Origin of the sequence: Luteibacter sp., assembly GCF_036500425.1 — a bacterium.
In the GTDB taxonomy this organism is placed as follows: Bacteria; Pseudomonadota; Gammaproteobacteria; order Xanthomonadales; family Rhodanobacteraceae; genus Luteibacter.
Genome location: NZ_DASYCB010000073.1, coordinates 21,206 through 47,198, shown reverse-complemented (window position 1 = coordinate 47,198; position 25,993 = coordinate 21,206). Strand labels below are relative to the sequence as shown.

Annotated in this window: 26 protein-coding genes; 12 read left to right on the top strand and 14 right to left on the bottom strand. The window is 66.7% G+C overall.

The genetic code is table 11. The features are described from left to right. Position 1: 1 nt before the first annotated feature. Genes moaCB through moaA form a run of 4 tightly spaced genes read right to left on the bottom strand, consistent with a single transcriptional unit; the run spans position 2 to position 2,670 of the window. Positions 2 to 940 carry a bifunctional molybdenum cofactor biosynthesis protein MoaC/MoaB gene (gene moaCB, locus VGN46_RS17700; RefSeq protein WP_331645647.1) on the bottom strand — a complete coding sequence of 313 codons (939 nt, stop codon included), beginning with the start codon at positions 938 to 940 and terminating at the stop codon, positions 2 to 4. Then, positions 937 to 1,422 (bottom strand): molybdenum cofactor biosynthesis protein MoaE, encoded by a 486-nt coding sequence (locus VGN46_RS17695; RefSeq protein WP_331645644.1) that lies wholly within the window; start codon positions 1,420 to 1,422, stop codon positions 937 to 939. Before VGN46_RS17695 ends, moaCB begins: the two co-directional genes overlap by 4 nt. Before the next feature lie 2 nt (positions 1,423 to 1,424). Continuing rightward, on the bottom strand, positions 1,425 to 1,676 hold the full coding sequence (locus VGN46_RS17690) for a MoaD/ThiS family protein (protein ID WP_331645642.1): 252 nt from the start codon (positions 1,674 to 1,676) through the stop codon (positions 1,425 to 1,427). 19 nt (positions 1,677 to 1,695) lie between these two features. Beyond that, the gene (moaA, locus tag VGN46_RS17685) at positions 1,696 to 2,670 is read right to left on the bottom strand and encodes a GTP 3',8-cyclase MoaA (protein ID WP_331645640.1); all 975 of its coding nucleotides are present in this window, start codon (positions 2,668 to 2,670) and stop codon (positions 1,696 to 1,698) included. 349 nt (positions 2,671 to 3,019) lie between these two features. On the opposite strand from moaA, the gene VGN46_RS17680 reads away from it, so the two are divergent. The 5 genes from VGN46_RS17680 to VGN46_RS17660 all read left to right on the top strand — a co-directional run bounded on the left by VGN46_RS17680 (position 3,020) and on the right by VGN46_RS17660 (position 7,326). Then, complete coding sequence (locus VGN46_RS17680; protein ID WP_331645638.1) at positions 3,020 to 3,436, top strand: HU family DNA-binding protein; 417 nt, start codon at positions 3,020 to 3,022, stop codon at positions 3,434 to 3,436. A gap of 168 nt (positions 3,437 to 3,604) precedes the next feature. Continuing rightward, positions 3,605 to 3,991 (top strand): BlaI/MecI/CopY family transcriptional regulator, encoded by a 387-nt coding sequence (locus VGN46_RS17675; RefSeq protein ID WP_331645636.1) that lies wholly within the window; start codon positions 3,605 to 3,607, stop codon positions 3,989 to 3,991. 2 nt (positions 3,992 to 3,993) lie between these two features. Next, on the top strand, positions 3,994 to 5,832 hold the full coding sequence (locus VGN46_RS17670; protein ID WP_331645635.1) for a M56 family metallopeptidase: 1,839 nt from the start codon (positions 3,994 to 3,996) through the stop codon (positions 5,830 to 5,832). Positions 5,833 to 5,908: 76 nt separating this feature from the next. Further along, positions 5,909 to 6,589 (top strand): HAD-IA family hydrolase, encoded by a 681-nt coding sequence (locus VGN46_RS17665; RefSeq protein ID WP_331645633.1) that lies wholly within the window; start codon positions 5,909 to 5,911, stop codon positions 6,587 to 6,589. Then, on the top strand, positions 6,580 to 7,326 hold the full coding sequence (locus VGN46_RS17660) for a CDP-alcohol phosphatidyltransferase family protein (protein WP_331645631.1): 747 nt from the start codon (positions 6,580 to 6,582) through the stop codon (positions 7,324 to 7,326). Before VGN46_RS17665 ends, VGN46_RS17660 begins: the two co-directional genes overlap by 10 nt. A gap of 7 nt (positions 7,327 to 7,333) precedes the next feature. On the opposite strand, the gene VGN46_RS17655 is transcribed toward VGN46_RS17660, so the two are convergent. From VGN46_RS17655 to VGN46_RS17635, 5 genes are all read right to left on the bottom strand, one after another. Next, the gene (locus tag VGN46_RS17655; RefSeq protein WP_331645629.1) at positions 7,334 to 8,770 is read right to left on the bottom strand and encodes a sulfite reductase subunit alpha; all 1,437 of its coding nucleotides are present in this window, start codon (positions 8,768 to 8,770) and stop codon (positions 7,334 to 7,336) included. After that, the gene (locus VGN46_RS17650) at positions 8,767 to 9,765 is read right to left on the bottom strand and encodes an FAD:protein FMN transferase (protein ID WP_331645627.1); all 999 of its coding nucleotides are present in this window, start codon (positions 9,763 to 9,765) and stop codon (positions 8,767 to 8,769) included. The genes VGN46_RS17655 and VGN46_RS17650 overlap by 4 nt, the downstream gene beginning before the upstream one ends. A gap of 89 nt (positions 9,766 to 9,854) precedes the next feature. Continuing rightward, positions 9,855 to 10,667 carry a DUF4198 domain-containing protein gene (locus tag VGN46_RS17645; protein WP_331645625.1) on the bottom strand — a complete coding sequence of 271 codons (813 nt, stop codon included), beginning with the start codon at positions 10,665 to 10,667 and terminating at the stop codon, positions 9,855 to 9,857. Positions 10,668 to 10,680: 13 nt separating this feature from the next. Continuing rightward, entirely contained in the window at positions 10,681 to 11,190 is a 510-nt protein-coding gene (locus tag VGN46_RS17640) for a DUF2271 domain-containing protein (RefSeq protein ID WP_331645623.1), read from the bottom strand. A 14-nt stretch (positions 11,191 to 11,204) separates the two neighbouring features. Beyond that, positions 11,205 to 11,828, bottom strand: a complete 624-nt coding sequence (locus tag VGN46_RS17635; protein ID WP_331645621.1) for a PepSY-associated TM helix domain-containing protein — start codon at positions 11,826 to 11,828, stop codon at positions 11,205 to 11,207. Between the two features lie 142 nt (positions 11,829 to 11,970). Between VGN46_RS17635 and VGN46_RS17630 the strand changes: the two genes are divergently transcribed. The 6 genes from VGN46_RS17630 (at position 11,971) to VGN46_RS17605 (ending at position 16,923) form a co-directional block, all read left to right on the top strand. After that, complete coding sequence (locus tag VGN46_RS17630; protein ID WP_331645619.1) at positions 11,971 to 12,645, top strand: response regulator transcription factor; 675 nt, start codon at positions 11,971 to 11,973, stop codon at positions 12,643 to 12,645. Then, the gene (locus tag VGN46_RS17625) at positions 12,638 to 14,053 is read left to right on the top strand and encodes a sensor histidine kinase (protein ID WP_331645617.1); all 1,416 of its coding nucleotides are present in this window, start codon (positions 12,638 to 12,640) and stop codon (positions 14,051 to 14,053) included. Before VGN46_RS17630 ends, VGN46_RS17625 begins: the two co-directional genes overlap by 8 nt. A gap of 75 nt (positions 14,054 to 14,128) precedes the next feature. Next, positions 14,129 to 14,968, top strand: coding sequence for an alpha/beta hydrolase (locus VGN46_RS17620; protein ID WP_331645614.1), 840 nt, complete (start codon positions 14,129 to 14,131; stop codon positions 14,966 to 14,968). Positions 14,969 to 14,970: 2 nt separating this feature from the next. Beyond that, a complete protein-coding gene (locus VGN46_RS17615; protein ID WP_331645612.1) occupies positions 14,971 to 15,330 on the top strand; it encodes an EamA family transporter in 360 nt (119 codons plus the stop codon). Continuing rightward, positions 15,327 to 15,722 (top strand): DMT family transporter, encoded by a 396-nt coding sequence (locus VGN46_RS17610; protein WP_331645610.1) that lies wholly within the window; start codon positions 15,327 to 15,329, stop codon positions 15,720 to 15,722. Before VGN46_RS17615 ends, VGN46_RS17610 begins: the two co-directional genes overlap by 4 nt. Next, positions 15,706 to 16,923 (top strand): DegT/DnrJ/EryC1/StrS family aminotransferase, encoded by a 1,218-nt coding sequence (locus VGN46_RS17605; protein ID WP_331645608.1) that lies wholly within the window; start codon positions 15,706 to 15,708, stop codon positions 16,921 to 16,923. Before VGN46_RS17610 ends, VGN46_RS17605 begins: the two co-directional genes overlap by 17 nt. A gap of 86 nt (positions 16,924 to 17,009) precedes the next feature. Here VGN46_RS17605 and tsaB read toward each other — a convergent pair whose 3' ends face one another. From tsaB to VGN46_RS17590, 3 genes are all read right to left on the bottom strand, one after another. Beyond that, positions 17,010 to 17,699 (bottom strand): tRNA (adenosine(37)-N6)-threonylcarbamoyltransferase complex dimerization subunit type 1 TsaB, encoded by a 690-nt coding sequence (tsaB, locus tag VGN46_RS17600; RefSeq protein ID WP_331645606.1) that lies wholly within the window; start codon positions 17,697 to 17,699, stop codon positions 17,010 to 17,012. Beyond that, positions 17,696 to 19,033, bottom strand: coding sequence for a cell envelope integrity protein CreD (gene creD / locus VGN46_RS17595; protein ID WP_331645604.1), 1,338 nt, complete (start codon positions 19,031 to 19,033; stop codon positions 17,696 to 17,698). The genes tsaB and creD overlap by 4 nt, the downstream gene beginning before the upstream one ends. 158 nt (positions 19,034 to 19,191) lie before the next feature. Then, positions 19,192 to 21,105: an ATP-dependent DNA helicase gene (locus tag VGN46_RS17590; protein WP_331645603.1), complete on the bottom strand. Its 1,914-nt coding sequence runs from the start codon at positions 21,103 to 21,105 to the stop codon at positions 19,192 to 19,194. Between the two features lie 79 nt (positions 21,106 to 21,184). Between VGN46_RS17590 and VGN46_RS17585 the strand changes: the two genes are divergently transcribed. Further along, positions 21,185 to 23,941, top strand: a complete 2,757-nt coding sequence (locus VGN46_RS17585; RefSeq protein ID WP_331645600.1) for a valine--tRNA ligase — start codon at positions 21,185 to 21,187, stop codon at positions 23,939 to 23,941. Positions 23,942 to 24,053: 112 nt separating this feature from the next. Here VGN46_RS17585 and VGN46_RS17580 read toward each other — a convergent pair whose 3' ends face one another. Continuing rightward, on the bottom strand, positions 24,054 to 24,476 hold the full coding sequence (locus VGN46_RS17580) for a DNA polymerase III subunit chi (RefSeq protein ID WP_331645598.1): 423 nt from the start codon (positions 24,474 to 24,476) through the stop codon (positions 24,054 to 24,056). A gap of 9 nt (positions 24,477 to 24,485) precedes the next feature. Next, complete coding sequence (locus tag VGN46_RS17575; RefSeq protein WP_331645596.1) at positions 24,486 to 25,976, bottom strand: leucyl aminopeptidase; 1,491 nt, start codon at positions 25,974 to 25,976, stop codon at positions 24,486 to 24,488. Positions 25,977 to 25,993 lie beyond the last annotated feature (17 nt).

The following is a 25,993-nucleotide window of genomic DNA, read 5'->3' as shown; positions in this document are numbered from 1 at the left end:
CTCAGCCGGCCTGCCCGTAACCGCCCGGATGATGCCCGCCCGCGCGGCCCGTCTCCAGCAGGTGGACAAGGCCCGGCAGCGTGGCCGCCAGCGACTCGCTAGCGCCCCCGCGACTGCCGGGGAAGGTGAGGATGAGGGTCTCCCCCGCGTAGCCCGCCACGCCGCGCGAGAGCATGGCGAACGGCATACGCTGCTGGCCGAAGGCGCGTGCGGCTTCCATGATCCCGGGAATTTCTACGTCGAGCATCGGCTTGACCGTATCCACGGTGATATCGCGTGGACCCAGACCGGTGCCACCCACGGTGATCACCAGGGCGACGTTGCGATCGCACAGCGTGCGAAGCGCGCCACCGAGGACATGGGCGTCATCGGGCAGCACGGTGTATTCGATCGGGGCGAAGCCCGCCACTTTCAGCGCATCGCGCACATAAGTGCCGGCGGTATCCGGCTTGGCGCCACTGGCGACCGTATCGGAGAGCACCAGCACGGCGGCGCTGCGCGGCTGCGCCAGCACACGCCGGTAATGCGACTTGCCACCCAACTTGCGCTCCAGCCGGCAATCGTCGATGTGCAGCTCCTCAGGCTCCGCGTAGGGCTTGAGCATGTCGTAAAGCGTCAGCGCGGCCAGGCTAGCGGCAGTGAGCGCTTCCATCTCCACGCCGGTCGGGCCGATCGTTTCCACCTCCGCGATGATCCGGACCGAGGTATCCGCCAGCTCATAGGCCACATCGGCACGGTGAATCGGCAACGGGTGGCATAGCGGAATCAGCTCATCCGTGCGTTTCGCGGCGAGAATGCCAGCGACGCGCGCGGTCTTCAGGGGATCGCCTTTTTCCGTTTCGCCGCTGCGCAAAAGCGCGATGCAGTGGGCGGGAGCATGCAGGGTAGCGGTGGCGCGGGCGACGCGCTTTGAATCCGGCTTCTGGCTGACGTCTTTCATCCGTGACTCGTGTGCGAATGGTGGCGGTGCGGGCGCGGCGCGGGCTCGTCGAGGTCATCGCGGATGCAGCACCCTTCGACGAAGGCACTGCTGCCGTCGGTGTAGAACTCTTCTTTCCAGATCGGCGCCCCGTGCTTTACGGCATCCACCGCGTAGCGGCAGGCATCGAATGCCTCGGCGCGATGCGGTGCGCGCACCACGCAGGCAATCGCGATATCGCCGATCGCCAGGTCGCCCAGACGGTGCACGATGCGCACGTAGGGCACGTTGAAGCGACGGCGCGCTTCAGCTTCCACCTCGCGGATCACCTTTTCAGCAAGCGGCTCATGCGCTGTATAGGCAAGATGCAGCACCCGGCGGCCTTCGTGGTGGTCGCGCACGGTACCGACGAACATGGCCATGCCGCCGCATTCCGGATGGGCATCGAGCTCGAGCAGGGGCTCGATGGCGACTGGCTCGTGGGAGAGTACGGGGTGCGTCATGCTCAGCCTCCCGCCACCGGCGGCAGCAGCGCAATGCGCCGATCCGCCGGCAAGGGATCCGCCCGGCGGACGATCGTGTCGCCGGAGACGCAGGCACAGCGCTCGAGCGATCCAGCCAGCTCAGGGCGGGCACCGGCCAAAAGCGTGACCGCATCGCCCACGGTGCTCACGCTTCCATGTGCAGGCACGGTAAGTTCGCGCGTACCGGCCAGCCGTTCGAGGTTGGCATAAAGTTCAAAAACAATCGGGTCCATAAGAGTCTCTCAGGCGAGATCAGCCGCCCATCGCGTGCATGGTGATCGTTCGTTCCACCGGGCCGGGGCGAGCCGCATAACCGGCATCCTTCAGCCAGACCGCCCTGCGAACCGTTGCGCCAAGCGTTTCGTCATCCGCGCCCTCGCGCATGCGCGCACCCAACGGGGTGCCCACCGGCGAGAACAGGCACGTGAACAGTTCGCCGGTCGCGGTGATGCGCAGCCGATCGCAGGTGGCGCAAAACGGGTGCGATACCGTTGAAATAATGCCCAGGGGGTAGTGGCCGTCCACGCGATAGGGCGAGGCTGGGTCACTTTCACGTGGCAGGCTTTCCACGCTATGGCGTGCAGATATGGCCGCGAGCATCTCGGCCTCACTCACCACGGCATCGCGGCGCCAGTGGCCGGGCGCATCCAACGGCATGTACTCGATGAAACGCAATGGCAGGCCGCGTGCCATGGCCCATTCGAGCAAGGGCACCACCTCACCCTCGTTATCGCCGCGCACGACCACCGCGTTGAGCTTGACCGAAGCACCGGCGTCCGCGAGGGCCTGGATGCCATCGAGTACCGGCGCGATCTCACGCTTGGTCAGCCGCTGGAACACCGCCGCATCGACCGCATCCAGGCTGACGTTGAAGTCATCGATGCCGGCGGCCACCAGCGTGGCGGCCACCGGCGCGATGCGCGAGGCGTTGGTGGTCATCGATAGCCGGCGCAGGCCGTGTTCGCGCAGTGCGTCAATCGCACGAATGCACTCGACCAGGTCGCGGCGTAACAGCGGCTCGCCACCGGTCAGGCGGATCTGGTCGATACCCTGCGCCACGAACAGCCGGGCCAGGCGCGCGATTTCATCCCGCTCCAGCAGGCTCTTGCGCGGGAGCCAGTCCGGATGTTCCGGCATGCAGTACGTGCAACGAAAGTTACAGCGATCCGTCAATGAGATCCGTAACTTGCGCTTGGTACGGCCGTGGCTGTCGATCAATGGGGACATAAGCCTAAGGTAACCAACGGACTGTTAAAGCGGGCGTGTCATGAGCCGCGTTTTCCTTCACCTACATCGTGCCAGAGAACGCGCGCCCGCGCCTTGCATGCGTTGGCCGGCTCCCGCGCGCGGCCACCCGGCACCCCTTGCCAGAAGTCATGGCAAATAGGGCCAGGAGATGGCGCTATCGGCAGATTTTCCGCAGCGCGTCACGCGAACCCTGAAAAAAAGGTGCATCGGATGCGAAAAATCTTCGCCGACCCTATTTTCAGCGGACGAAAGCAACGCTAGAGTGAGTCGCCCGCTGGGCACCGGCCTTCAAGGGCCGCCTCTTTCGATCTAAGTGACAAGGAATATCATGGCCACGACCAAAAAAACGGCGGCAAAAAAGGCCGCTGCCAAGGCTCCCGCCAAGGCTCCCGCCAAGGCTGCAAAGGCTGCTAAGGCACCCGCAGTGCTGAAGCCGATCAAGGATGCACTGTCGAAGTCGTCGCTCGTCTCGCACATCGTCGAGCAGAGCGGTGTGGATTCGAAGAGCGTCAAGGCCGTCATGGCCGCGCTCGAAGCCGCGATCAGCGCTTCGGTCCACAAGAAGGGTGCTGGCACGTTCACGCTGCCGGGCCTGCTGAAGATCACCTCCGTTGCCGTGGCTGCCAAGCCGAAGCGCAAGGGCAAGGATCCGTTCACGGGTGAAGAGCGCTGGTTCGCCGCGAAGCCCGCCTCGGTCAAGGTCAAGGTCCGTCCGCTCAAGAAGCTCAAGGACGCCGCCGCCTGATCTCTCGCGGTGGCCTGACGCCACCGCGGATCGACGAGGTACCCGAAAGCCCCTGCCTTTTGGCGGGGGCTTTTTTTTGGTTCGTCGCCCACGCCCGTCGTAGAAGGGGTTGACTACACTTGTCGTCAGGCGCATCCTGCCTACATCTGTAGTCAGGAAGGTGGGGTCATGGCGAAGAAGACGATTGGCGACCAGGAGCTCGCCTTGCTGCAATACATCGAGGATGTGCCGAAGAGTTCGGTCGCCGAGGTGTGTGCCGGCTATGGCGAAGGGCGCGGGCTCGCGCGCTCCACGGTGCTGACCATGATGGAACGCCTGCGGGCGAAGGGTTATCTCGCCCGGCGCAAGGCCGAAGGTGCGTTCCGCTACAGCGTGACCAGCGAGTCCGGCGAAGTGATGACCGGTGCCGTCGCCCGGTTCGTAGAACGGACGCTGCAAGGCTCGGTCTCGCCGTTCGTCGCCTGGATGGCCGAACGCGGCCAGGTGAGCGATAGCGAGCTCGCTGAACTCGAAGCCCTCGTCGGGCAACTGCAATCCAAGCGAAAGGGCCGCTGACCATGGATGCCTTCCTCGATACGCTGTTTACCCGGCTCGCCGCCGCCTCGTTGCAGACCCTGCTGTTCGCCGGGTTCATCTGGGTCCTGTGCCGATTCCTTCCCTCGCTAAGCGCCGCCACGCGGTCGTGGATGTGGTGGCTGGTGGGCGCGCAGATGGTCGTGGGGTTATGCATCCCCGGCACCATTGAGCTGCCATGGCTGCCGGCCCCTGCCGCCACGACGATCGTTTCAGGCGATCCCACGATGCCGGTCGTGATGACCGTGACCGACATGCCATCACTGGATCCGGCCGTCACCTGGGCATGGTCGTGGGGCAGTGCCCTGCTCGCTGCGTGGGCGCTGATGGTTGCCGTGCAGCTCGTCGTCGGTATCGTGCGCTGGCGGCGCATCGCTGGCGTGGTCGCCCGCGCGCTGCCGCACGACGATGTCCGCCTGGAAACCTTGTGTGCCCAGCGCGCCCGGGGCCTCGGCCTGCGCCGCTCGCCCCGCCTCGCCGTTTCCGCCGAAGTGGATTCGCCCCAGGTGGTAGGCCTGCTGCGCCCGACGATCCTGTTGCCATTGGACGACAGCTTCGGCGACGACGAGCGCGAAATGGCCTTGATGCACGAACTCGCCCACGTGCGCCGCGGCGACCTGCTCCTCGGTGGCATCCCGGCCCTTGCCCGTACCCTGTTTTTCTTCCACCCGATGGCGCACGTCGCCGTCCGCGAATACGCCCTGTGCCGCGAGGCCGCGTGCGATGCGCTCGCGGTTGACCGTGGCCGCCTTGCACCCGGCACCTATGGGCGCCTGCTGCTCCGTCTTGGCGTCACCCCGCATCCGCACCATGCGCTGCCCGGTGCGTCACCCACCTTCCGCATCCTGAAAAGGAGACTCGACATGCTTGGCCAGTCGCAGGACGCGCGCCCGCGCGTCGTCACCACGCTCCTCGTCGCTTCGCTTGCCCTCGCCGCCGCCTTGCCCTGGCGCGTTGTCGCCGCTGCATCGCAGGTGGATACACCCATGAACGTGCCAGCCGCCGCACCGGCCCCCACAGCGAAGCCCGCCCGTGCCGCGAACGCGGCAGTGGCGGTAGCGGCAGCCGAACCCGCCATGGATGCGGAGCCCGCGGCGGTCGCGGAACCGAGCGCCGCCGCCGAACCGTCAGCGGCAGCCGCGCCAGCCACCGCCATCATCATCGACAAGAAGACGATGCCGGGCACCGTTGCCATGCTCGCGGTGCCGCCCACACCCCCCGCACCGCCGGCCCCGCAGGCGCCGGTCGCACCGAAGGCCCCTCCCGCACCGCCGACTCCCCCAGGCGAGCACCTGCACACGACGTACACCACGGTGAATGATCACGGCCCAGGTCGGTTCCAGTCGATCGATGAAAACGACGGCTATATCACCATCGCTAACCAGGATGGCCGCTGGATCCTGCGTGACCCGGCCTACCTGGCCCGTATCCGCGACATCTACCAGAAGAGTTTCAAGGGGGGCCCGGCGCCGCTGCAGCAAGCGATCGATCCGAAGCGCGCCGCTGAGCTCGACCAGCGCCAGGCCGCGCTGAGTGAGCAGATGGCCAAGCTCTCGGAACGGCAGTCCGAACTGGCAGTCACCGAGAGTCGTTCCGGCCATGCAGGCGACCCCGCCTACGCGCAGGCGCATAGCGAAATCGGCCGTGAACAGGGAGAAATCGGCCGGCAGATGGGCGAGGTTGCCCGCGAGCGCGCCATGCATGGACGCACCGAGGCGGAATGGAACCGCGCCATCGCCGAGCAAGCGCGCAAGGCGAACGAGCAGGTGGAAGCCGTGATCGCGGAAGCCATGCGCAAGCACGCCCTGGTCCGCGCCGACTGACGGGCGAGCCGCGCTCCGGTATCGTGAGGGGCTTACCGCGGCATGCGGTAGCCCTTGCGATTCACCCGGAGGCAACATGCGGCTCGAACCTGGCCAGGCCATTGAGGCCCAGGCCCTGCTCTTCGACATGGACGGCACGCTGATCGATTCGCGCGTCGTCGTCGAGAAAATCTGGAAGCGCTGGTGCGATGAGGTCGGCCTGGATTGGCACGTCGTATTGCCGCGCCTGCACGGCGTGCGCATGTACGACTCGATCAAGGAATTCGCGCCGATGGCCGGCCAGGATGTCGACGCCGTCTACGAGCGCCTGTATCGCGAGGAGGTGGAAGACGTGGAGGGCATCGTGCCGATCCCCGGCGCCCTCGCGCTCCTCGCCGCCCTGCCGCCCGAACGCTGGACCATCGTGACCTCGGCCGACACCGTGCTCGCGAAAGCGCGGCTCGGCGCGGCCGGTATCGTGCCGCCACCGCGCATGGTCACGGGCGAGGTCGTCACGCTCGGCAAGCCGGATCCCGAAGCCTATCTGCTTGGCGCGGCACGCATGGGCGCGCCCGCATCGGATTGCCTGGTGTTCGAAGATGCAAAAGCCGGTATCGATGCCGGGCTCGCCGCAGGTGCACGCGTGATCGCGATCGCTGGTGAGCATTCGTTCGAAGTGCCTGGCGATGTCGCACGGATCGCCGATCTCACGGCACTGCGCTTTGATGGCATCCACGCAGACAAGGTCCGCCTACAGGTGGTCAAACCATGCAACTGAAGCTACGCGCCCCTTACGAGAACCTGGTCACGGCGGCGAACTTCATCACGCTGTGCTCGCTAACCTGCGCCATCCTCATCATCAGCCGCGCCCTCTCAGGGCAGCTCGCCTTCCTGGGCACGTTGTTCATCGCCTGCCTGGTATGCGATGGCGCCGATGGCTTCGTCGCACGCAAGACGGGGAAGTCCAGCGACCTCGGCACGCAGCTGGATAGTCTCTCCGATGCGATCGCCTTTGGCGTGGCCCCGGTGGTGGTGGCCGATGTCTATCTGCGTTCGATCGGCGCCGAGGTATTCCTGCCCGCGCAGATCGCGTTCTGCGCCTGTGCGGTCATGCGCCTGGCGATGTTCAACGTGCAGAAAGACAAGTCGATCTTCCTGGGCCTGAATACACCGTCGGCCGCCTCGCTCGTCGTGCTGCTCATCGTGATCGGTCGCTACAGCGGCGCGACATGGCCACCGGAAACCATGCAGCATGTGATCAATGCGATGCTGTTCGTGCTGGCGGCCTCCATGATCAGCCCGTTCCGTTACCTGAGCAGCAAGTCGCTCAAGCTGCGCCTCAACGCCACGACCGTCGTTATTGGCGCCGTGTTCGTCGTCGGTTCGATCTGGGCTTCACCCTGGTCGGTGTATGCCTACCTCGTGATCTACGCGTTGTCCGGACCGATCACGGCGACATGGCTGTTGCTGCGCCGCCTGCGCCGCCCCCGCAGTCCGCGCCAGCCACCGCGCTGAGGCGCGGCTAGTACACGTCGCGGCGGTATCGACCCGCCGCGGCGAGTTCTTCCACCGCGTGATCGCCCAGGATCTCGCGCAGGGCGGCATCCACACCCGGCGCCATGCCCGCCAGGCTGCCACAGACGTAGATGGCCGCACCGTCGGCCACGAAGCGGCGTACGGCATCCGCCGCGGCGCGCAGGCGATCCTGGACGTAACGCGGACCGCGGGCTTCGCGCGACCACACCAGGTCCAGGCGCTCCAGCTCACCCGCATCGCGCCATTGTTCGAGTTCATCGACGTGCAGGCGGTCCACCTGTTCATGACGTTCACCAAACACCAGCCAGTTACGGTGGCGGCCGTGGCCTATCCGGGATTTCAGCAAGGCGCGCAACCCGGCGATGCCGGTGCCATTGCCGACCAGGAGCACGGGCCGGGCATCCATTGGCGCGTGAAATCCTGCATTGCGGCGCACGCGCAAGTCGATAGCGTCGCCCTCGTCGGCGACCTCGGTGAGCCAGCCCGAGCCGCCGCCGAGCGCGCCATCGTCGCCGCGATGCTGGCGTACCACCAAATGCAACGAACCATCCGCTGGCATCGATGCAATCGAGTATTCGCGGTGGGAAAGTAGCGCTTCGTCGCCGCGTGCACGGCGTGGGCCCACCTCCACCACGTCACCTGCCTCCCAGCGCAGGTGAGCCGGATCGCGTGGCACGAGTGCCACATGGAAGCACGGCCCGCCAGCACTCCCTGCATTGAGGAGGCGGCGCTCGCGCAGGTGCCAGGGCTGGTACGCCGGCCGGCTCCAGTCCGCCTGTTCCGTCGCGCCGGCCAACTGGGTGACCTGGCGCTGCCAGTGGCGCAGCGCACCTTCGTCACCGTTGTCGACGTCGACCCGGTCAAACCAGGGCGTCGCGCCATGCTCGCGCAGCCAGCGATCGAGATCGCGGCCGAACGCACAGAAGTCCTCGTAATCACGATCGCCCAGCGCCAGCACGGCATAAGCCAGGTGATGCAGGTCAGGTGAGGTACGCATCACCTGGCGCTGGAACAGGGTCGCGATGTCCGGTGCATCACCTTCGCCCGTCGTGCTGGCGATGAACAGGACGCGCCGGGCGGCGCTTAGTGCGTCGGCGGTAAGCGAAGCGATATCGCGCAGGTCGACGCCCACGCCACCTTGGCGCAACACCGCCACCGTCCGCTCCGCGAGTTCCGTGGCGAAACCCGTCTGCGACGCGTGCACGACAAGGATGCTGGTTACGTCATGGGATTCGTCATCGCGCCGCCGCGGCCATGCCGTGACAGCGGCCCAGGCAGCCCACGCGGTGAACGCGGCTCCGGCCACCGCCGCATGGGAAGCCGAGCCCATGTGCACGCCCGAAAAATCATGCCATCGCGCGGCCAGGACGGCGGCGAGGACCAGCAGCGCGCCGGTCACCAGCTGCCCGGTGGCACTCTTCATTTCACCGCTGCCGCGAACGCCGGTGACGCACGTTCCTCAAACGTGCCGTCACCAGCATAGAGCACGAACAATACGGCGATCCCATGCTGCTTCGCGTACGCCATACCCTCATCCGGACCGAGCACAGTCAACGTCGTACCCAGCGAATCCGCGTGCATGCAGTCCTTCGCAAGAATGCTCACCGATGCGACTTTGTGCGCCACCGGGTAGCCGGTGCGCGGGTCGATGTGATGCGAGTAAAACGTGCCACCCGACTCGAAGAAGTGGCGGTAGTCACCGGAAGTGGCAATCGCCTGGTCATCCAGCGAAACGATGCGACCCACTTCGTCCACGTTATCCACGGCGGCGGATGCCACGCCAGGACGCTCGATCCCAACGTGCCATGGCGTGCCATCCGGCTTGCGACCGTGCGCACGCAGCTCGCCGCCCACTTCGACCAGGTAGGCGTGCACGCCCTGCCCGTCGAGGAAACGCGCGACCTGGTCAACACCAAAGCCTTTCGCGACCGAGGACAGATCCACATACACGCCACCTGGCTGGAACGCGGCGCGTGTCTTGTCATCCAGTTTGATCCGTTGCCAGCCTACGCGTGCACTTGCCGCAGCGAGGGCTGCGGCATCGGGCGCATCGTGCGGACGTTTGTCAGGCCCAAAGCCCCACAGGTTCACCAGCGGACCGACCGTGGGGTCATACGCACCGCCGGAATCTTTCGCCAGGGCCAAGGCATAGCGAAGCACCTGGTAAAACTCCGGCGGTAACGGTTGCCACGTTCCCGCGGGCGCACGGTTGAAGCGACTCAGGTCCGAGTCTGCCTCGTACGTGCTCATCTGGGCCACGACGCGGTCCACCTCGGTCTGAATGCCACGCTCGATCGCGGCATCGTCGGCCTTAGGCGGCAACACGGCATTCACCGACCAGGTGGTGCCCATCGTCTCGCCTTCAAAACGGCGTACGTCGGTAGCCGTGGCGGTCAAACAGACAAACCACAGCAGCATGCAGGCCCCCCTGTAGGAGCGCGCTGGGGGGCGATGGGGCGTGCGGCGAGATCCATCGCGTGCAAGCACGCTCCTACAGGGGGCCAGGCTCATTGGGGGAGGACTTCGAGGGTGGCGGTGTAGGCGACCCGGCGCTGCTTCGCTTCTTTCACCGTGGTTTTGGTGTCTTCCGTACTGGCGTTGACCCAGTACATGCCGGCGTTCGCGAACGTGAAGCTGAAGCGACCCTCCTTGTCGGTCTGTGTGTCCTGCTCATCCTGCGTGTTGCGGTAGCGAGTGGCGCCGGCGATCGCGGTGACCTTCAGGTCCGCGGCCGGCTTGCCATCGAGCAGCAACTGGAACGTCGCTTTCTCACCCGTGACCATGTCGTTCGGCTGGGTCACCGGAACGAGCTCGAGGCCCTTGCCGGTTGGCTTCAGCGCATCGCCACCGGGCTTGCCCTGGGTCACGAAGGTTTCCACGCGCGAGGCCATTTCGCTGACCTGCACGTTCTTCGCATTGGCGGGGATGCCTGCCTTCATTTCGTCCGGCTTGCCGCGCCAGCGCTTCTTCTGGCCATCCACTTCGTAGTTCGCGAACAGACCCTGGTTCACCAGGGCGATGCGGTAGGTGCCTTTCTGCGGCACCGGCAGGTCGAACGCGCTGCGGACCTTGCCGGTCCAGGGATTCTCTGGCTTCACCTGGCTGCCGTCCGGCGCCGTGATCGTCAGGTTATCGAGCTGGGCGGGGAAGTGGTCGGGGTAGTACAGGTCGTTGGAGACTGCCGCATCGACGGTGACCAGCGCGTCATCGCTGGAAACCACGGTGGCCGACGGGACAATCCACATCTTGTGCGCCTGCGCGGCGAACGGCAGGACCATGGCGGCGGCGGCGAGCGCGGCGCGAACAAACGTGTGCTTCATGAAGTGGCTCCTGTCAGGGATTAAGGTCGAGGGTGATCTGGCCGAGTTCGTCCGTGCCCTTGGCGGCAAGATGCACGGGCGCCTTCGCCGGCCAGTCGAACGCGATGCGCTGCGTCTCGTGGCCGCCCACTTCACGGGCAGCCTCGACGATCAGTTCGTAATGGCCCGGGGCAAGCGTGCCCAGCGGAGCCTTGCCATCGGTGAAGCGAAGCTGGTGCTGCCCTGCAGGACGCGTGGCGCCCGACACGCCATCGATCGGCATGCTCTGGTCGCGGCCGGTGCGGCGCCACCACTGGCGCATGTCCTTCAACCACTTGGTGCCTTCGCCGCTGGCCTTCTTCACGTCGTACCAGACGGCCAGGTTTGCCGCCACGCTGTGATCTTCGCGTTCGATCCATACCGCGACGTAAGGCCGGTGGTACTCGGCAACCTTCAGCGTGGGGATCTCAACGGTGAGGTTCATGTCGGCCGCAGCCACCGGGGTGACGAGGAAACAGAGGGCGACGGGAAGCAGCCTGCGCATGGCGATCCTTGGGGTCAGTGAATGAAAAGCAGGGCGAGCACGAGCGGCAGCACGAAACCCAGTGCCACGAGCGGCCAGGTCATGCCGCGCTGGCTCGCATGCATCTTGAGCAGCAGCAAGCCGGTGGCCGCGAAGACCACGCAGGCCAGGGCGAACACATCGATGAACCAGCGCCACACCGCACCGGTGTTGCGCCCCTTATGCAGGTCGTTGAACCACGCAAGCCAGCCGCGATCGGTGGCTTCGTACTGCACCTCACCGGATTCGCGATCGATGCTTACCCACGCATCCCCGCCAGGTCGCGGCAGTGAGACATACACCTCGTCCGCGCTCCAGTCGCCATCGCGCCCGGCGATATCCGCGCCGGTCTGGTTGTGGATCGCCTCCGCCACGGCGGCGTCCACCGGCGCCGATTTCCGGCCCGGATCGACCAGGCGTTTCAGCAGGGCGGGTGCCAGGGTCGTAGCGTGGCGCTCCACGCGCGGCGTCGCCTCGATCTGGGCGGCATGATTCAGGGTGAAGCCGGTGGCCGAGAACAGGAACAGCACCACCAGCGACACGGCGGAGCTGATCCAGTGCCAGCGGTGCAGGTGTTTCAGCCAGAACGCGCGGCGTGTCCGGTCGACGGGGTCGCGCATGCGTTGTCCGGTCCCTGTGGCGGTATAGGTAACCGCTAGATGGTATCCGCAATGCGAATCGTTCGCAATTGGAAGAAAGGACCGGGAAAGCCTGCCGCGACAGCATGCGAGCACCCCAATACGGAGCGTATGCTTGTCCCCCATGCGCATACTCCTCGCCGAAGACGACGCCTCTATCGCCGCCGCCGTGCGCTCGGCCCTGCAGCAAGGTGGTCACGCCGTTGACCACGTTGCCGATGGTGCGAGCGCCGACAACGCGCTGCGCGACCACGACTACGACCTGCTCGTGCTCGACCTGGGCCTGCCCCAGCTCGATGGCAGTGACGTACTGAGCCGCGCGCGCAAGCGCGGGGCCAGCCTGCCGGTATTGGTGGTGACCGCCCGCGAGGGCCTGAAGGAACGCGTGCGCGTGCTCGACCTGGGCGCCGACGATTACCTGGTGAAACCATTCGCACTCGCCGAGTTCGAGGCGCGGGTGCGCGCCCTGCTCCGCCGCCGGACCAGCCATGGCACGCCGGAATTCCGCATCGGCCGCCTGCGCCTGGATATCCCCGGCCACCGGGCATGGATCGGCGAGACGCCACTGGACCTCACCGCCCGCGAGTTCGGCCTGATCGAAGCCCTGGCCACGCGCGCCGACAAGGTCACCAGCCGTGCACAGCTGGTCGAAGCGCTATGCAACTGGGACGAGGACCTGACCGACAACGGCCTGGATATCGCCCTGCACCGCCTGCGCAAGAAGCTGCAAGGGTCGGGTACCAATGTGCGCACCATCCGCGGCCTGGGCTACCTGCTCGAAGAATCCGTAGATGCCTGAACGACGCCACGCAGCGCGGCGCCCCGCGCGCCCCAGCCTGCGCCGGCGTCTGCTTACCTTCCTGCTCGTGCCCGTGCTCGGCGTCTTGCTGGTCGACGCGGTGGTGGGCTATTTCATCGCCCTTGCCTACTCCAACCGCGTGCACGATTCGGACCTCTCCGACTCGGCGCTCACGCTGGCGGAAATGATCGGTAGCGACGCCCTGCACGGTGAACTGACCGCACAGGCCCGTTTCCTGCTCGAATACGACCCCGACGGGCGCAATTATTACGAAGTGATCAGCGACCGGCACGGTCTGATCATCGGCAATGCCGAACTCGCCGTACCGAGCACCCGGCCGGTCGATGTGGATGCGCCGCCGTTCCTCTACGACACCGACCTGGGCCACAAGGCGCTGCGCGCCGCGGTCATGCGCGTAGCCAACCGGCACGACGCAGGCGATACGATCACGATCAAGGTGGCCGAGAACCTGCGCGATCGTCATCAGCGCGCACGCGAAATCCTGCTGCTGACGCTGCCCATGCAAGCGCTGCTGATCGTCGCCGTACTCTTGCTGGTCTGGTTCGGGGTGAGCCACGGCCTTGGCGTGCTCGAGCCACTCACCACACGGCTTGGCCGCCGCGGGCACGACCTGGGCCCGATCGGCGAGGAAGACGTGCCGGTCGAGATCCTGCCGCTCACCCGCACCATCGATGACCTGTTCGCGCGCATGCGCAACATGCTGGGCTTGCAGGAGCGCTTCATCGCCGATGCGGCCCACCAGTTGCGCACGCCACTTGCAGGCATCCAGTTGCACGTCGAGCGTGTGGGGAGCGGCGCCGACCCGGTTCAGCAACAGGATGCGCTCGCCCATATCCACCGCCTGGCCGCCCGCGCTGCGCGCACCTCGGCACAACTTCTCGCCCTTACCCGCACCCAGTCGCCCGACCTGCCCGACCACGATGGCATGGCGGTGATCGACCTCTCGCAAGTGGTCCCCGAGGCCGTGGGTATGCGCGTACACCAGGCCCTCGCGCTCGGCGTGGATCTCGGCTATGAGGGTGCGGATGGCGCCTGCCTGGTCCGTGGCGATGCCCTGCAGGTGCAGGAGGTGATCGATAACCTGGTCGACAACGCCTTCCACTACGCCGGCCGCGGCCGCACCGTGACGGTCTCGGTGGCCTGCGATGCCGACGACGCCGTGCTCGCCGTGGACGATGATGGTCCCGGCGTGGGCGACGCCTTCCTCGACCAGCTCGGCGAGCGCTTCTTCCGCGTCCCGGGCGGCGACGAGGACGGCACCGGACTGGGCCTGGCCATCGTCGAAAGCATTGCCGAGCGCCACGCGGCACGCGTGCAGTTCAGCCGCTCGGCCCTGGGCGGCCTGCGTGTGGAACTACGCCTTCCGGCCCTTCCCACGCCGGGCTAAGCCCGCGGAAAGCTAGCTGAAACCACGGCTTGCGAGCATGCCAGCCATGAGAAAGCGAAGGTGCGAGGCCCTGGCGTGAGCGAAGCGACGGAATTCCAGTTCGAGGGCGGGCGCGACGGCGTCCTGCTGATCCACGGCCTAACCGGTACGCCGACGGAAATGCGCATGGTCGGCAAAGGCCTGAATCGCGCGGGTTTCACCGTGGTCGGCGTGCGCCTGGCGGGCCACTGCGGTAGCGAGGATGACCTGCTCGCCACGACCTGGCAGGACTGGTACGCCAGCGTGGAAGCCGCGGCCGAGCAACTGCGTGGCAAGGTCGATCGCCTGTTCGTCGCCGGCCTTTCGATGGGCGCGGTGCTCGCGCTGCGCCTGGCCGCCGTGCGGCCCGACTGGGTCGATGGGGTGGGCGTGTTTGGCGCGACCTTCCGCCACGATGGGTGGTCGATCCCCTGGACGGGCCGACATCTCTCCTTCGTCCTCCCCATGTTCAAGCGACTGGGCATCGGCCGCAAGCGCAGTTTCCTCGAGCAGCCACCCTATGGCATTCGTGACGAGCGGCTGCGCGCGCAGGTCACCGCCGCGATGTTCTCGGGCGACAGCGAGGCGGCCGGCCTGCCGGGCAACCCCTGGCACGCGCTGGCGGAAATGTGGTGGCTGGCGCGCGACGTGCGCCGGCGCCTGCCGGATGTGGTGGCGCCGTGTTTCATCGCGCATGCGGCGGATGACGATATCGCCAGCACCGCGAATGCCGATCTGGTGGCCCGCCGCGTCCGTGGCCCCGTCGAGATGCTCTTGCTCGCCGACAGCTACCACATGATCACGATCGACCGTGAACGGCGCACGCTGATCGACCGCAGTGCGGATTTCTTCACCCGCATCGCACGTGATGCGCGCTCCACGCCGATGGCCGCGTAAGCATGCAAGGCCTGGTGTTCTCGCTGTGGCTCGCCAACGTGTTGCTCGATACGGGCGGCCAGCTCGCGTTCAAGGCCGCCGCGAGCGACGAACGCGCAGGCGATGGTCTTGCCCGCTGGAAATACATGCTTGCGCGGCCGTGGATCTGGGCCGGCATCGCCTGCTATGTCGTCGAATTCATGGTCTGGATCGCGTTTCTTTCGCTCGTGCCACTGTCGAAAGGCGTCCTGTTGGGCTCGATCAACATCGTGGCCATCATGATCGCCGGGCGCTTCCTGTTCCACGAACGGCTCAGCCCCATGCGCGTCACCGGCATCCTGCTGGTGGCCGCGGGCGTCGCCATCGTGGGGGCCGGCACATGAAACGGTTCTACCTCATCGGCTTCACGTTGCTGCTCGCGTTCGACACCTTGAACCTCGTGTGCTTCAAGCTGGCGGGCAACCATGCGCTACCGGTGGAACTGAGCGCGGCGTGGCTCGCGCGGGTGTTCTCGCACCCATGGATCTATGGCGCGGTCGTCGGCTACCTCGGTGCGTTCGTTACCTGGATGAGCCTGCTGAAGCACGCACCGGTCGGCCCGGCGTTCGCCGCCTCACACATGGAAGTGGTGAGCGTCATGATTCTTTCCTACTGGGTATTCAGCGAGCCGGTCACGCCCACGCAGATACTGGGCGCGCTAGCGATCGTGGCGGGCATCGCCTGCCTGGCGTTCGCCGAGGGTGATGAGGGTACCCGCGATGTGGTTCCGGCCTGAGCGCGAGGCCCCGCCCACGGCGGGGTTGCCCCTGGGCATGGCCGACATGGGCGGCGATGTGCCCGCGCCGCTCACCGCACTGGCGGCCCAATGGCTGGGCATGGACGAGGCACAACTGGAGTGTTCGGGCACGGCGGCGCTGACCGTCGCCCTGACCGGCCTCGCCAGCCATGCCCGTACCCGCCGCGAAGTGGCCATCCCCGCGTTTACCTGTCCGCTCGTGCCGCTGGCGATCCGCCGCGCCGGGCTGGATCCTGTGCTGGTCGACCTGCGACCGGGGCATTTCGACATGGATCCCGCGCGGCTCGCCGAGGCCTGCAACGAACGCACGCTTGCCATCGTGCCCACGCATCTCGGCGGGCGTACCGCCGATGTCGCGGCGGCCGCCGCCGTAGCCCGCACGGTCGGCGCGTGGGTGGTGGAAGATGCCGCGCAGGCGCTCGGCGCCCGCCTCGATGGGCGCGCCGCCGGCACGCATGGCGATGTCGGCTTCTATAGCCTGGCCGCGGGCAAGGGTCTTTCCATTTTCGAAGGTGGGCTGCTGGTCGCCCACGATGAAGTGCTGCGCGACAGCTTCCGCCGCGCGGCACGCCGTATCGCGGGCTGGCACCCCGGCTGGGAGTTACGGCGTACGGTGGAGCTCGCCGGCTATGCCGCGTTCTACCGGCCGCGTGCCCTGGGCATGGCCTATGGCAAACCGCTTCGTCGCGCGCTACGCCGCGGCGATCTGCTCGGCGCCGCAGGCGAGCATTTCGATGTGGATTTCCCGCTCCACCGCGTGGGTCGCTGGCGACGTGCCGTCGGCGCACGCGCCTTCCACCGCCTGCCCCACTTCATCGACGTGACCACCGCGCAGGCGCGTGCACGTCTCCCCGCGCTGGCCTCGATTCCGGAGGTGAAGGTATTCACGGACGATGGCGGAACGTGGCCGTACCTGATGTTGCTGCTGCCCGATGAGGCCACGCGCGATGCCGCGTTGCAGCGGCTATGGGCCTCGCGGCATGGCGTCGCGCGGATGTTCGTGCATGCCCTGCCGGATTACCCGTACCTCGGCACGATGGCCGGCGGCGATGACATACCGCACGCGCGCGATTTCGCCGCCCGCACCCTCACGGTGACCAATAGCCCGTGGCTCGACGACGCCTCGTTCGAGCACGTCTGCGCCGTGATCGAAGCGACCGTGGTGTCCCGCCAGACCTGACCCTGCCCTCGTAGGAGCGCGCTTGCGCGCGATCGGGCTTGCGGCAAGGTCCATCGCGCGCAAGCGCGCTCCTACAAAGAGCGGGGTTACGCCTTGCCTTGTTCGACCAGGGTGAGTGCGACCTTGTCGCGCAGGTAGACCGGCAGCGCGAGTTCGGGTGCGACCGCTTCGCCCTGCCGGAACCGTTTCGCGGCGACTTCGGCGACGTGCCGTGCCTGCGGGAAACGCGCACCGTCCGCCGAGCGGATCGGTGCGTGGATGCGCTCGCGCACCACGGCTTCGTAGGTAGCCCAGCCGGAGCCCACCACATGCCAGGCGGCGACCTCGGGTAGCAGCAAGGCGGCCGCGGTATCGACACGTTCGCGATCAAGCAGGCTTATGTTGCCGTCGTCCTCGCGGCGCCATGCGGCGACGTAGATCTCGCCCATCCGCGCATCGATGATCGAGAGGATGGCCGCATCGTCCTCCGGCGCCTCCAGCGCCAACGCTTCCAGCGACGACACGGTGACGACGGGCACATCCAGTGCCATGGCCATGCCCTGGGCCAGCGACACGCCCAGGCGCACACCGGTGAAGGCGCCCGGGCCGCGGCCCACGGCGATGCCGTTGAGCGCGCCGCGCGCGAGACCCGCCTCGGCGAGCAGGGCATCCGCCATGGGCAACACCAGTTCGGCATGCCTGCGCGGCGCGATCTCGCTACGTTCGATCACCTCGTCGCCGTGGACGAGTGCGACGGAACAGGCTTCGGTGGAGGTTTCGATAGCGAGGAAGTTCATGGCGTTTCCGTCGGGCTGGTGAACGGCACGTTGTAGGCGTACCAATCGATACGGCGCGTCAGGTACATCAGTAGTGCGATGACTACGACCAGTACCACCGAGCCGATCAGCAGCGCGTACTGTTCCGCGCCGATCAGGCCATACAGTATGGCGTAAACCAGGGCCAGCACGCCGCCCAGCACCAGGCCAGCGGTTCGCGCCCGCAGTGCCGCCGCCGCGTAGCCGCCCACGATGAACACCACGGTGGCCGCCGCAACCAGGTAGGCCGAGGCAAAGCCGATCTGCTCGGAGAGCGCCAGCAGAAGCACGTAGAAACTGGCCATAGCCGCGCCGACCAGCAGGTATTGCACCGGATGCAAACGAAGCCCCTTCAGCACTTCGAACAGGAAGAACGCCACGAAGGTCAGCGCGATGAACAGCAGCCCATATTTTCCCGCACGGTCGTTCTGCTGGTAGACGCTGCCCGGCTTCACCAGTTTCACGCCAAAGGCGGACGCGGCGAGGCGGTTATTCACGTCGGCATTCGCCGCATCCCAGTGCTGACCGTACGAGCGGTTGAGGTCCATCACCTGCCAGGTGGCGTCAAAGCCTTTCGCGGTGACCGACCGGCGGCCCGGCAGCATGGCGCCGGCGAAACTGGGATCGGCCCAGGACGAACGCAGGCGCAGCGTGCTCGCACGGGCCAGGGGTAACGCGGAGAACGCTTCCGTGCCGGCGATGCGCAAGGTCAGGGCAAAGTCGATCGGCGTGGTGCGCGTGGGATCCACGGGCAATGGCGCGGTGAGCACACTGTATCCGCCCATCGTCGCCGCGGATGACGCGAGGCGGATCGGACGGCCATCGACAGTCGCCGCGGTGATGCCCTGCAGGCCCCGTGTATCGGCGATCAGCAGGCGTAGCTCCGTTTTCCCCGCGCTCAACATCGTGCCGCTTTCCTCACCCGCACGCACGAGGTCTTCCGGCAGGAAGCGGCCGCGAATCGTGACGTCACTCGTGTAGACAGGCACCTCATACATGCCGCTGCTGCGGCGCTCCACGGTCAGGTCGGCGATGGTGGTCATCTCGTCCGCAAGCACGATGTGCGTGCTGTCCTGCACGCTGACGATGCGGCCGTTGCTGTCATGCACCTCGGCGCGGGCCGGCACGGCCAGCAGGAAACCGCCGAGGGTCTGCGCACCACCCCAGCCGCCAGCGACACGCGCGACGGCTGTCGTCCGCATGGCTTCACGCTCGCGGACGATGCCATCGGCCTGGTTAAGCGGTATCAACATCAACAGCGCAAGCACGCCGATGCCGAGCACCTTGGCGGTAATCGATTGCGTCCAGCGAAACATGGTGAATCCTCCCTCGCGAATGTGGGGAGGATGCTCGCGCCGTGAGAGGCGCATGCCGGGCGCCGATTGGGGCAATTCAAGGCCACAAGCGGCCAAAACCCAGCTCTTTGTAGCAGCGCGCTCTTACCGTTTTGCCGCCCAGGGTGCGGGGTGGGCGGTTATAGGGGTTTGAAGAACTCGGTGACGTCGGCGAGTTCGCGCGTGCGTGGCATGGGTGGCAGGCTGGCGAGGAACAGGCGGCCATAGCCTTTGGTCGTTAGACGCGGGTCGCAGAGCACGAGGACGCCGCGGTCGTGAACATCGCGGATCAGGCGGCCGGCGCCCTGCTTCAGCGCGATGACCGCGGTGGGGACCTGCCAGCCCATGAACGGATTGATGCCGGATTCTTCCAGCGCCTCGAGTCGCGCCTGGAGGACGGGGTCGTCGGGCATGGCGAAGGGGAGTTTGTCGATCACCACCACGCTCAATGCATCGCCCGCCACATCGACGCCTTCCCAGAAGCTAGCCGCGCCAAGGAGGACGCCACGGCCGCTGTGCCGGAACTCTTCCAGCAGCCGGTGCCGCGGCGCGGTGCCCTGGACGAACAGCGGCCACGGCACCCGCCCCTCCAGCAGTTCCGCCGCGCGGCGCAGTGCGCGGTGCGAGGTAAACAGCAGGAACGCCCGGCCATCCGAGGCCTCGAGCACCGGAAGCACGGCGGCAATGACTTTGTCCGTGTGGTCGCGCGCGGACGGATCGGGAAGATCCTTCGGCAGGTAGGCCAGGGCCTGGCGCCCGTAGTCGAACGGGCTCTCCACATGCAGCGTTCGCGGATTCTCGAGACCCAGCTGGCGCGCGAAGTGCTGGAAATCACCGGCGATCGAGAGCGTCGCCGACGTGTGGATCCATGCCGCGTTCGTTGCCATGCGCATCGCCCGGAGGGGTGAGGCGAGATCAAGCGGCGTCGCGTGCAGGGCGAAACCGCGCGGCCAGGTCTCGTACCAGCGCACATCCGCCGCCGAATGCTCTTCCGCGATGCGATCGAGGCGCAAGCTGAGCATCTGGGCACGCTCGTGCACGTTGGCCAGGCCACGCGAACGCTCGCCCAGGCCAGCCAGCAGGTCGGCCATGGCGGCGACCACATCACGCAACTCGCCGATCAGCGCATGGGTGCCACCGTCCCGTTCCAGGGCGCCGAACGGGCCTTTGGACGGCAGCGGGTCCATGGCCAGGCGCAGGCGTTTGACCAGGTCCTGTACGGCCTCCACCGGCTCCAGCAACTGGCTGGTCGCGCCGGTGACGCCCTGCGCCTCGGCCAGCGCATCCTGGCCCAGGTCGGTCAGCTGGCGGGAGCCGATGCTCTGTGAAAAGAACTGGCCGGCCAGCTCGGGAATCTGATGAGCCTCATCCAGGATGAACGCATCCGCGCCCGGCAGGATCTCGCCGAATCCCTCCTGCTTCAGGGCCAGGTCGGCCATAAGCAGGTGGTGATTCACCACCACGAGATCGGCCTCCATGGCCTCGCGCCGCGCCTTCACCACGTGGCAGTCCTCGAAGAACCGGCATTCGCTACCGAGGCAGTTCTCCGGGGTGGACGTCACCCGTGGCCAGACCGGCGAATCCTCGGGGATATCCGCCATTTCCATGCGATCGCCACGGCGGGTGCGGGCCGACCAGGCACGGATGGCCGAAAGCTGGCTCGCCAGCTGGCGATCCGGGTTGCCCTCGCGCACGGACTGGTCCAGGCGATACAGGCACAGGTAATTCGCGCGGCCCTTGAGCAGGCTCACCTTCGCCCGACTGCCCAGCACGTGGTGCACGCGCGGCAGGTCGCGGAAGAACAACTGGTCCTGCAGGGCCTTGGTCCCGGTTGACACAATGACCTTACGGCCCGATTCCAGCGCAGGAACCAGGTAGGCGAAGGTTTTTCCGGTGCCGGTGCCGGCCTCGGCGATGAGTACATCGCGCTCCTCGATGGCTCCAGCCACGGCAGCAGCCATGTGCTGCTGGGCCTCGCGGGGCGCGAATCCCGGTACTTCACGGGCGAACGGGCCCTCCGCGCCAAGGATCGCGGCCACTTCGTGTTCAGTCATCCGGTCAGTATCGCCTACAATGACCCTCTTTTCGCCTGTCAAACAGCGCGCCTACAGGGCGCGCGCCGGGAACCTACGCATGGACAAGAGTTTCGAGCCCAGCCTGATCGAATCGAAGTGGTACGCCCAGTGGGAAGCCAACGGCTACTTCAAGCCGTCCGGCAAGGGCACGCCCTACACGATCATGCTGCCGCCGCCCAATGTCACGGGCACGCTGCACATGGGCCATGCGTTCCAGCACACGATCATGGATACGCTGGTGCGTTACCACCGCATGCGTGGCTACGACACGCTGTGGCAGCTCGGCACCGACCACGCCGGCATCGCCACCGAAATGGTGGTGACCCGCCAGCTCAATGCCGAAGGCAAGCAGCGCGCCGATTTCAGCCGCGACGCCTTCATCGAACGCGTGTGGGATTGGAAGCACCAGTCCGGCGGCACCATCGGCCGCCAGATGCGCCGCATGGGCGTGTCCGGCGACTGGAGCCGTGAAGTCTTCACCATGGACCCGGGCCCGTCGAAGGCCGTGGTCGAAACCTTCTTCCGCCTGCACCAGGAGGGCCTGATCTACCGCGGCCAGAAGCTGGTCAACTGGGATCCGGTGCTGAAGACCGCCGTCTCCGACCTTGAGGTGGTGAGCGAGGAAGAAGACGGCTCGATGTGGTCGATCCGCTACCCCCTGGCCGATGGTTCCGGCGAGTTGATTGTCGCGACCACGCGCCCCGAAACCATGCTCGGCGACGTCGCCGTGGCTGTGCACCCGGAGGACGAGCGCTACGCGCACCTCATCGGCCGCATGCTCGCCCTGCCCCTCTCAGACCGGCAGATCCCGATCATCGCCGACGAGTACGTCGAGAAGGATTTCGGCACTGGCTGCGTGAAGATCACCCCGGCGCACGATTTCAACGACTACGCCATCGGCCAGCGTCACAACCTGCCGATGATCAACATCCTCACCGACGAGGCCGCGATCAACGACGCGGCGCCGGCGAAGTATCGTGGCATGGATCGCTACGTCGCACGCAAGGCCGTGCTCGCCGACCTCGAGGCGCAGGAACTGCTCGTCGAGACGAAGAAGCACAAGCTGCAGGTGCCGCGCGGCGATCGTACCGGCCAGGTCATCGAGCCGTACCTCACCTGGCAGTGGTTCGTGAAAATGGACACGCTGGCCGCGCGCGGCCTCGAGATCGTCGAAGAGGGCAAGGTCAGGCTCGTCCCGGAAAACTGGATCAACACCTACCGCCACTGGATGACCAACATCCAGGACTGGTGCATCAGCCGCCAGCTCACCTGGGGCCACCAGATCCCGGCGTGGTACACCGATAGCGGCGCGATCATCGTCGCGCACGATGAAGCCGAAGCGGCAAAGCTCGCAGCGGAACAGGGCTATACCGGCGCCCTGCGCCGTGACGCCGACGTGCTCGAAACCTGGTTCTCGTCCGCACTGTGGAGCCACAGCACACTGGGCTGGCCCGACCCGCAGGCGCAGGCCGAGCGCGGTTTCGATCGCTACCTGCCGACCAACGTGCTGGTCACCGGCTTCGACATCATCTTCTTCTGGGTTGCCCGGATGATCATGATGACCGACCACTTCACGGGTGAAGTGCCGTTCAAGGATGTCTATTTCACCGGGCTGATCCGCGACAAGGATGGCCAGAAGATGTCGAAGTCGAAGGGCAACGTGCTCGATCCGCTCGACATCATCGATGGCATCAGCCTGGACGACCTGCTCGCCAAGCGCACGCAGGGTCTGATGCAGCCGAAGATGGCCGAGAAGATCGAGAAGGCCACGCGCAAGGAATTTGCCGATGGCATTCCCTCGTTCGGTGCCGATGCGTTGCGCTTCACCTTCGCCTCGCTCGCCACGCACGGTCGCGACATCAAGTTCGATCTCGAGCGTGCCGCCGGTTACAAGGCGTTCGTCAACAAGCTGTGGAACGCCTCGCGTTTCGTGCTGATGAACCTCGGCGAAGGCCCGGTGCACAAGGTCGCGCCGTCGACCGAAGCCGAGCGCTGGATCCTCACCCGCCTGGGCGAAACGCTGGCGACGGTGAAGGAACAGCTCGCTCTGTATCGCTTCGACCTCGCCTCGCAGGCGATGTACGAGTTCACCTGGAACGAGTTCTGCGACTGGTTCCTGGAGTTGTCGAAGCCGGCGCTGAATGGCACCGACGAAACCGCGATCGCATCGACCCGCTATACGCTGGTCCACGTGCTCGAGACGTTGCTGCGCGCGCTGCACCCGCTGATCCCGTTCGTTACCGAGGAGATCTGGCAGAACGTGCGCCCGGTGCTCGGCATCGAAGGCGAGACGATCATGCTGCGTCCGTACCCGGAAGCCGATGAGATCACTACCGACGCCGCCGCCACAGCGGAGATCGAGTGGGTGAAGGGTGTACTCACCGGCGTGCGACGTATCCGTGCGGAAATGAGCATCGCGCCGGGCAAGGTCATCCCGCTGCTGTTCGCCGATGGCGATGCGGCCGATCGTGCACGTAGCGCCAAGTTTGCCGCGCAGATCGCCTTCCTCGGCCGCGTCGAAACGCCGGTGTGGGCGGGAGGCGAAGAGCCTGCCGCCGCCGTGGCGGTGATCGGCGGCATGCGTGCGCTGATCCCGCTGGAAGGCCTGATCGACGTGGGTGCAGAGAAGACCCGCCTGGCCAAGGAGATCGCCCGCGTGGAAGGGGAGATCAAGAAGTGCGAGGCGAAGCTCGGCAACGCCAACTTCGTCGCCAACGCGCCGCCGGAAGTCGTCGACCAGGAGCGCCAGCGCATCACCGACTGGACCCGCCAGGCCGATGCGATGCGGGATCAGGCGCGCAAGCTCGGCGCCTGACGCAACTCCATCGCGCGCAAGCGCGCTCCTACATGTTGGAGCGCGCTTGCGCGCGATGGGTGCTCGCGAAACCGCTCACAAAAAAAGCCCCGCTCTTGGCGGGGCTTTTTCTTTACATATCGTGCTTGGTCACATCGAACCCGCCGCGTTTGTATTCCGCCCAGCGCGTTCGTGAACCCTCCCGCTCGGCCGGATCTGCCGCGACCACTTCCAGCACGCGATCGAACCGGCCCGGCGCACACACATCACGCAGGTTGATGACCATCGGCCGGTCTGCCGTTTCCACGCCCGGCGGCACAATGAGCACCGCGGTGTTCTCGTCGTCCTCATCCCCCGCCAGCTGGTGGGGGATGAAGGCGTCTTCGTCAAACGCCCACAGGTACTCGTCGATCGCCTCGGCCTGCTCGAAATCCCGGGTGAGGATCAGCGTGGGCTGCCCCGCGCCGAACGCCCGCCTGGCGAGTTCGCAGACCAGTAGCAGGGGATCCTCACGGAAACGCGGCTTGTCGATCAGGTAGAAGTCGGCGCGCGGCATCGGGTGCGATCAGCCAGCGACGCGATCGAGCAGCCACTGCGCCAGGAGCGGCACCGGGCGGCCGGTGGCGAGACCCTTGCGGCCCTCGTCCCATGCCGTACCGGCGATATCCAGGTGCGCCCAGCGGCGGCCTTCGGTGAAACGGGCAAGGAAGCAGCCCGCCGTGATGGCACCGGCGTACTTGCCGCCAATGTTCGCCACATCGGCGAAGGTCGACTCCAGCTGCACCTGGTAGTCATCCCACAGCGGCAGGCGCCACGCGCGATCGAGGGTCTCCTCACCCGCGGCCAGCAGTTCGGCCGAGAGCGATTCGTCCTTGGTCATCAGGCCCGAGGCGTGCTTGCCCAGGGCCACGACACAGGCGCCCGTAAGGGTCGCGGCATCGATCAGGGTGTGCGGATCAAAGCGCTTGCCGGTGTAAGTGAGCGCGTCGCAGAGGATCAGGCGGCCCTCGGCGTCGGTGTTCAGCACCTCGATGGTAATGCCGGCCAGGCTGGTCAGCACATCGCCCGGGCGGTACGCATCGCCATCCGGCATGTTTTCCACGGCCGGGACGACGCAGACCAGGTTCACCGGCAGCTTCATCTCCACGGCGGCCACGAATGCGCCGAGCACGCCGGCGGCGCCGCCCATGTCGAACTTCATTTCTTCCATGCCGGCGCCCGGCTTGAGGCTGATGCCGCCGGTATCGAAGGTGATGCCCTTGCCGACAAAGGCGTACGGACGCTCGCCGTCCTTGCCGCCGTTCCACTGCAGGATGACCAGGCGCGGCTCGTTCGCCGAACCACGAGCCACCGCCAGCAGCGAACCAAAGCCCTCGCGCTCCATGTCGGCGCGACCCAGGGCCTCGAAGCTGACACCTTCGTGGCTATCGGCGAAGGCGCGGGCCTGCTCGGCGATGTAGTTGGGGTTGCAGATGTTCGGCGGGAGGTTACCCAGCTCGCGGGCGAAGCGGACGCCCGCGGCGATAGCGCGGGCCTGGCCGAGGCCGCCTTCGGCGTCGGCGGGGCCGGCGAAGGTGATGGCGGCCAGGTCGGGCTGGGCCTTGGCGTCGCGCGGCTTCACCGTGGCGGTGTAACGGTAGGCGACGTGGTCGGTCGCCAGCGCGGCCACGCGGAGCTTCCAGGCGGCGTCACGGCCCGGCACGTCCACCTCGGGCAGCCAGCTGGCCGCCTCGGTGACCGGCAGGCGGCCGATGGCGCGGGCGGCTTCCAGGGTCACCCGCTGGTAGCGGGCGCTGTCGAAGGTCTTCTGTGCACCCAGGCCGACCACCAGGACCCGGGCGGCGGTGACGCCAGCCGGGTGTAGCAGGGTGACCACGTTGCCGATCTTGCCGGTCACATCGCCGGCCTCGACCAGGCGCTTGATGAGGCCGCCGGCCGCCGTATCGATGCGGGCCGCGGCGCTGGTCAGGATGCCGTTTTCGTAGACGCCGACCACGGCCACGGGGGTGGCGGTTGACTCGGGAGCGGTGGAACCAAGGCTGAACTGAACCGTCATGACTTACTGTCCTGCGA

What these genes read in the sequence shown, in the direction of transcription:
- VGN46_RS17630 (WP_331645619.1), top strand. Translation starts at nt 11,971, where the DNA reads ATGCGCATACTCCTCGCCGAAGACGACGCCTCTATCGCCGCCGCCGTG.
- VGN46_RS17575 (WP_331645596.1), bottom strand. Translation starts at nt 25,976, where the DNA reads ATGACGGTTCAGTTCAGCCTTGGTTCCACCGCTCCCGAGTCAACCGCC.
- VGN46_RS17670 (WP_331645635.1), top strand. Translation starts at nt 3,994, where the DNA reads ATGGATGCCTTCCTCGATACGCTGTTTACCCGGCTCGCCGCCGCCTCG.
- VGN46_RS17635 (WP_331645621.1), bottom strand. Translation starts at nt 11,828, where the DNA reads ATGCGCGACCCCGTCGACCGGACACGCCGCGCGTTCTGGCTGAAACAC.
- VGN46_RS17580 (WP_331645598.1), bottom strand. Translation starts at nt 24,476, where the DNA reads ATGCCGCGCGCCGACTTCTACCTGATCGACAAGCCGCGTTTCCGTGAG.
- VGN46_RS17605 (WP_331645608.1), top strand. Translation starts at nt 15,706, where the DNA reads ATGTGGTTCCGGCCTGAGCGCGAGGCCCCGCCCACGGCGGGGTTGCCC.
- VGN46_RS17690 (WP_331645642.1), bottom strand. Translation starts at nt 1,676, where the DNA reads ATGGACCCGATTGTTTTTGAACTTTATGCCAACCTCGAACGGCTGGCC.
- VGN46_RS17665 (WP_331645633.1), top strand. Translation starts at nt 5,909, where the DNA reads ATGCGGCTCGAACCTGGCCAGGCCATTGAGGCCCAGGCCCTGCTCTTC.
- moaA (WP_331645640.1), bottom strand. Translation starts at nt 2,670, where the DNA reads ATGTCCCCATTGATCGACAGCCACGGCCGTACCAAGCGCAAGTTACGG.
- VGN46_RS17610 (WP_331645610.1), top strand. Translation starts at nt 15,327, where the DNA reads ATGAAACGGTTCTACCTCATCGGCTTCACGTTGCTGCTCGCGTTCGAC.
- VGN46_RS17615 (WP_331645612.1), top strand. Translation starts at nt 14,971, where the DNA reads ATGCAAGGCCTGGTGTTCTCGCTGTGGCTCGCCAACGTGTTGCTCGAT.
- VGN46_RS17590 (WP_331645603.1), bottom strand. Translation starts at nt 21,105, where the DNA reads ATGACTGAACACGAAGTGGCCGCGATCCTTGGCGCGGAGGGCCCGTTC.
- VGN46_RS17585 (WP_331645600.1), top strand. Translation starts at nt 21,185, where the DNA reads ATGGACAAGAGTTTCGAGCCCAGCCTGATCGAATCGAAGTGGTACGCC.
- VGN46_RS17695 (WP_331645644.1), bottom strand. Translation starts at nt 1,422, where the DNA reads ATGACGCACCCCGTACTCTCCCACGAGCCAGTCGCCATCGAGCCCCTG.
- VGN46_RS17675 (WP_331645636.1), top strand. Translation starts at nt 3,605, where the DNA reads ATGGCGAAGAAGACGATTGGCGACCAGGAGCTCGCCTTGCTGCAATAC.
- VGN46_RS17650 (WP_331645627.1), bottom strand. Translation starts at nt 9,765, where the DNA reads ATGCTGCTGTGGTTTGTCTGTTTGACCGCCACGGCTACCGACGTACGC.
- VGN46_RS17680 (WP_331645638.1), top strand. Translation starts at nt 3,020, where the DNA reads ATGGCCACGACCAAAAAAACGGCGGCAAAAAAGGCCGCTGCCAAGGCT.
- VGN46_RS17625 (WP_331645617.1), top strand. Translation starts at nt 12,638, where the DNA reads ATGCCTGAACGACGCCACGCAGCGCGGCGCCCCGCGCGCCCCAGCCTG.
- VGN46_RS17655 (WP_331645629.1), bottom strand. Translation starts at nt 8,770, where the DNA reads ATGAAGAGTGCCACCGGGCAGCTGGTGACCGGCGCGCTGCTGGTCCTC.
- tsaB (WP_331645606.1), bottom strand. Translation starts at nt 17,699, where the DNA reads ATGAACTTCCTCGCTATCGAAACCTCCACCGAAGCCTGTTCCGTCGCA.
- creD (WP_331645604.1), bottom strand. Translation starts at nt 19,033, where the DNA reads ATGTTTCGCTGGACGCAATCGATTACCGCCAAGGTGCTCGGCATCGGC.
- VGN46_RS17645 (WP_331645625.1), bottom strand. Translation starts at nt 10,667, where the DNA reads ATGAAGCACACGTTTGTTCGCGCCGCGCTCGCCGCCGCCGCCATGGTC.
- VGN46_RS17660 (WP_331645631.1), top strand. Translation starts at nt 6,580, where the DNA reads ATGCAACTGAAGCTACGCGCCCCTTACGAGAACCTGGTCACGGCGGCG.
- VGN46_RS17640 (WP_331645623.1), bottom strand. Translation starts at nt 11,190, where the DNA reads ATGCGCAGGCTGCTTCCCGTCGCCCTCTGTTTCCTCGTCACCCCGGTG.
- moaCB (WP_331645647.1), bottom strand. Translation starts at nt 940, where the DNA reads ATGAAAGACGTCAGCCAGAAGCCGGATTCAAAGCGCGTCGCCCGCGCC.